Origin of the sequence: Streptomyces sp. NPDC057543 (assembly GCF_042801895.1) — a bacterium.
In the GTDB taxonomy this organism is placed as follows: Bacteria; Actinomycetota; Actinomycetes; order Streptomycetales; family Streptomycetaceae; genus Streptomyces.
This window is the reverse complement of record NZ_JBHVFF010000452.1, coordinates 1-4,433: the sequence shown is the minus strand read 5'-3', so window position 1 is coordinate 4,433 and position 4,433 is coordinate 1. Positions and strand designations below refer to the sequence as shown.

The window sequence follows — 4,433 nt, the reverse complement described above, 5'->3', positions numbered from 1 at the left end:
GCCGGACCCCGGCCCCGCGCGTGTTCAGCGGCCGAGCATCGCCTGCGCGGCCTTCTGCGCGGCGTTCAGCGCCTCCTGCGGGCTCTTCTTGCCCAGCAGCGCCGCCTGGATCTCCGGTGCGAGCACGCCCTGGACCTCACGGGCCTTGTCCTGGAGCGGACCCACGGTCATGCTCGGCAGCGTCGCGCCGACCGTCGTCTGCAGCGCGTCGTCCGGGTACAGGTCGCCACCGGACTTACGGGCCGGGAAGTAGCCCGCCGCCTTCTGCAGACCGGCCGCGTTCTTCGACTCGGCGACGAAGTTCAGCCAGTCGCCGGTGTTCTTCTTGTCGGCGCCCTTCAGCATCGACAGGGCGCCGACCGTGCCGTAACCGACCGACTCGGCGTCCTTCAGCGGCGGCTGGACGACGATGTTCTCCTTGCCCCAGAACGGCTCGACGTCCGCCGGGGTGTTCTGCCAGGTACAGGCGATCTTGCCCTTGGCGGTCGGGGTCTGCTCCAGCTTCGGCGTGGTGGTGACCAGGTCCTTGTCGGTGTAGCCGCCGTCGACGAGTTCCTTCAGGTACGTCAGGGCCTTGACGCCCGCCGCGTCGTTGAAGGTGACGTTCTTGCCGTCCTCGGAGAAGACGTCGCCGCCGGCCTGCCACAGCAGCGGGTAGAAGGTCATGTTGAGCGTCTGCTGGGTGTCGCCGTAGTAGGTGGTGGCGTAGTAGCCCTTCTTCTTCAGCTTCGGTGCCAGCGCCTGAAGGTCCGCCCAGCTCGTCGGGTAGTTCTTCTCGCCGATGGCGGCGAACACCCGCTTGTCGCAGATCAGCGGGTTGGCGCTGGTCAGGATCGGGGTGGCGAGGGCCTTGCCGTCGACCGTGACGGACTTCAGCGCGAAGTCCGTGTAGTCCGACTTGGCGGCGGCGGGCATGTAGTCGTCGGCCGGGACGATGCTCTTGGCGTACTTCGGCAGCTGGTCCGGGATCAGGTAGACCGCGTCGGGGCCCTTGCCGGAGGCGATCGCGGTGGCCAGCGCGGTGTCGCGGTTGGCCCACGGGAAGGTCTCCACCTTCACCTTGACGCCCGCGTGCTCCTTCTCGAACGCCTTGATGAGACCGTCCCAGTACGCCTTGTTCTTGGCCTCGTCGAAGATGACCGGGTAGGTCCACATGGTCACGGTGTTGTCGTCGCTGCCGCTGCCGGAACAGCCGGCCAGCACACCGGCGGCGAGCGCGGTGGCCAGGACGGGCGCGGCGACGGCACGGACTCTGGAACGGCGGGTGAGAAGACGGGACATGAGGTGGTCCTCCGAGGACGTGAGGGTGGGGCCGGGAAGAGGGGGTGTCACTGGGCCGGGACCGTCTGCACGGTGCCGGTGTGCCGGGCACGTTCGGCGGCGAACGCCGCGAGATGACTGCCGAGCGAGGTGGCGGGACCGGAGCGGACGGCCCCGGCGTCGCCGGTGGCGACGGCGGTGACGAACGCCTCGACGAGCGCGGCGTCCCCGCCGCCGTGCCCGTCGGCCGCGTTCGAACCGGACGCGCCGAGTTCATGAACGGTGGACTCACCGGTCCGGAAGTCCTGCACGGTGACCCGCTCACCGTCACCGATGAGCCAGCCGTGCGAGCCGAAGATCCGGGTCTGCCGGTGTGTCTGCTCGGTGAACGCCACCATCTGGAAGGTCGCGGTCACCCCGTCCGTCAGCTGCATCGCGAGGACCTGGTGGTCGACCACGTCGTTGTCGCCGCGGTACGCGCAGACGCCGTACGGTCCCTCGCGCAGCGCCTGTACCAGCCCGGCTTCGTCGGTCGCCTCGGTGACATGGGTGACCGGCCAGACCGCGCCCTTCTCGCGCAGCGTCGGCAGGTACAGCTTCAGCGCGCTGTACGGGCAGCCGGACTCGACCGCACAGTCGAGGCAGCGGTCGGCGGACCCGGCCGGGGCGTTCTCCGGCCGGAAGTGCTTCAGCCCGCCGAAGCTCGTGACCTGTTCGATCCGGCCGCCCATGACGTATGTGATCCAGTCCAGGTCGTGGCAGGACTTGGCGAGCAGCATCGGGGAGGAGTCCTTCTCGCTGCGCCACGGCCCGCGCACATAACTGTGGGCGTAGTGCCACCAGCCGACCGGCTCCAGATGGTCGAGGGAGACCAGCTGACCGAGCACGCCGGAGCCCACGACCTCCTTCACCAGGTCGGTGTACGGGGTGTACCGCATGACATGGCACACCGCGAACAGGACCCCGGCCCGCTCCACACCCTCGACGATCCGCCGGGTCTCCTCCTCGGTCGGGGCGAGGGGCTTCTCGGCGAGGATCGCGTATCCGGCCTCGGCCAGGGCCAGTACCGGCTCTACGTGGAAGCGGTCCTGGGTGGCGACGACGACGGCGTCGGCGATGCGGTTCTCGACCAGCGGCCGCCAGTCGTCGAACTCGACGGGTGCGCCGGCGGCGGCCCGCGCGGCGGGGCGCGGATCGGCGACGGCGACGAGTTCGGCGCGCTCGGGGTGCGCCTTGATCCACTCGGCGTACGTCAGACCGCGGTTGCCGGCGCCGACGAGCGCGACCCGTACGGGCCGGCCGGTGATCGGGGTATGCGTGGACACGGGGATTCCCTGGTGGTCGATGGGTTGGGGTCTTTCGTTCGGATCAGGCCGGATCAGAGGGCGGGATCCGGTGCGTGCGATCGCAAGGCGGAGGAGGGAGCCGGATGGGGTCTCCCCCGCTCGAGCGGAGCCGAGAGCTTGGGGAAGACCGACGACAACGCCGCGAGCGTGCGTGCCGGACCTCGCGAGCCCGACGTGATCCGAACGAGAGACCCCCAGGTGGTCAGAAGCGCAGCGTGGCGGCCGTGTGGGCGACGCGGTCGCCCTCGTCCGGCAGGGCGGTGCGCTCGGTGCCGTCCTCGACGCAGCCGGTGTGCAGCAGATGGCTGGCGGTGCCGCCGAACGCCGTGGGCCGCAGTTCGAGCCGGCCGCCGGTGAAGGTGGAGCCGGTGGCCCGGTAGCGGTTGGGGCCCTCGGTGACCAGCACATGGGCGGTGCCCTTGGGCGCGGTCGAGTCGAGGCCGGTGAGCTGCCAGTCGACGGTGCGTCCGGAGCCGGTACGGGCGAGCAGGGCGCCGTCCTTGTTGGTGCCGGACAGCCGCGTGCCGTCGATGCGCAGCCGCTGGTCCTTCGCCGAGGTCAACTTCAGTCCGGTGTCGCGGAGTTCACCGCCGAGGACGGTGATGTCGGCGTGCGCGAGCGAGACCGGGGCGGTGTCCTTGGAGCCGGTCAGCGTGCACTGGTCGATGACGAGCGGCCCGGTGCCGTTGAGGACCGCGCCGTCGACGCCCTTCAGCGTGTTGCGCTGGAGGGTGAGCGGGACGGTCACATTGGCCTGGGTTATCTCCGCGCCCGGCGCGAAGGCGAACGAGGAGTCGGCGATCACATTGGGGCGGGCGGACAGGTCCGAGGCCCGGGAGACGATCAGCGGACCGGTGGCCGTACAGCCGCGCATCTGCACCCCGTCGGCGTTGACCCAGAGCATGCCGGAGCCGGCCAGGGACTTCTTGCCGATGACCAGGACGTCCTCCAGCGTCAGATCGGTGATCTTGACGCGGGCCACGAACCAGGAGCAGGCGTGTCGGCGGACGGTGATCCGCTTGGCCCTGCCGCCCCAGGCGGCACCGGAGTTGGCGAACGTCATCAGCCCGGAGTTGCCGGTGTAGACGAGGTCGTGCTCGAACTGTCCGTGCGTCACGAACGGGCCCTCGTCGTCACCGTCGCCGTGGCAGTTGGTGACGTAGCAGTAGGCGGAGGCCGTGAAGTCGTTGAGATGACGGGCGTTGGACGTGTGACAGTCCTCGACGTGCCCGTACAGGCAGTAGATCTGCTGGGTGAGATAGCCCGCGCCGCCGTACGTGACGGACTTGGGGTTGGTCAGCGAGCACTGCTCGGTGCGGTAGTACGTGCACCAGCGGCGCATCACCACGGGCCAGAAGGTGCCGATGGCCTCGATCCCGGAGACGTCGCAGCGCACCGCGTACTCGTACGCGACCGGGTGCGAGCCGGTCATCTCGTCGTCGCCCCAGCCCTCGAAGACCATGTTGCGGACATGGGCGCGGTCGACGGGTTCGATCCGGGTCCAGGTGAGGGTGCGGCCGGCGGCCAGGTCCCAGCCGATCTGGTAGTTGACCCGGATGTGCGTCGAGTCGACCACATCGGTGACCTGGACGAGGCGCTGGATCTCCTTCTCGTACTTCCCCGCCAGGGCGTTGATCTCCACGGCCCACCACTGGCCGACGGCGAACTTCGACGAGTCGCCCACCTCGAACAGGTCCGAGAGGTCCGGCATCGCCGTGCTCAGGGTGTGTTCGACGGTGGTGTCGGTGGGGGTGCCGCGGAAGGAGAGGACGGCGCCGAAGGGGTTGTCGTGGGTGTTCTTCTCGATGCCTTCGGTGCGTATGCGGT

Annotated in this window: 3 protein-coding genes; all 3 read right to left on the bottom strand. The window is 69.5% G+C overall.

Annotated elements, in window-relative coordinates; translation table 11 throughout:
• Positions 1–24: 24 nt before the first annotated feature.
• The gene (locus ACFU8Q_RS39505; protein ID WP_384464467.1) at positions 25–1,281 is read right to left on the bottom strand and encodes an ABC transporter substrate-binding protein; all 1,257 of its coding nucleotides are present in this window, start codon (positions 1,279–1,281) and stop codon (positions 25–27) included.
• Positions 1,282–1,328: 47 nt separating this feature from the next.
• Entirely contained in the window at positions 1,329–2,585 is a 1,257-nt protein-coding gene (locus ACFU8Q_RS39500; RefSeq protein ID WP_384464464.1) for a Gfo/Idh/MocA family protein, read from the bottom strand.
• Positions 2,586–2,808: 223 nt separating this feature from the next.
• Positions 2,809–4,433, bottom strand: a 1,625-nt coding sequence (locus tag ACFU8Q_RS39495; protein ID WP_384464461.1) for a peptidase C14, incomplete at its 5' end; no start/stop codon positions are given.